The 383-nt window shown below is 55.1% G+C and carries 1 protein-coding gene; it reads right to left on the bottom strand.

Annotation, left to right across the window (positions count from 1 at the left end; translation table 11 throughout):
- Nucleotides 1–115: CoA-transferase (locus tag AC1DIX_RS28200; protein ID WP_477328675.1), on the bottom strand; the 115-nt coding region annotated here is incomplete at its 3' end.
- Between the last annotated feature and the right edge of the window lie 268 nt (nt 116–383).

Below are 383 nucleotides of genomic sequence, written 5' to 3'. Positions count from 1 at the left end.
GCGCGTGAATGAGCTCGATCGGTGCGCCCGAACCGCCGAAACCGCCTATCATGACGACGGCGCCATCGCCGATTTCGGAAACGGCATCCGCCGCGCTCCGGATTGTCTTGTCCATGCCGGATATCTCCTCGCCTGGCATCGCGAGGCTCACCGGCCTCGATCTGACTGCTACGGATAAATCCGGGACCTTGGGTCAGGCAAGTTAATTGTGCGATATTTGATATTTGTTCGTATATCGCACCGATGATTATATGATGTGGTTTGGAAACATTACCCGTTATTTACAATTAGCCCGCATATTTGCTCGCAAAAGAGGTGGCAAATGGCGGTTGCTAGGGCATTTGGCAGATCATCGGTCGAGGCGGCGCAGCGCGAGCTGGAGC

The sequence above is a fragment of the Massilia sp. 05N420 genome (assembly GCF_056397205.1).
Note: the sequence above shows the minus strand (reverse complement) of the source record. Positions and strands in the feature narration are given on the sequence as shown.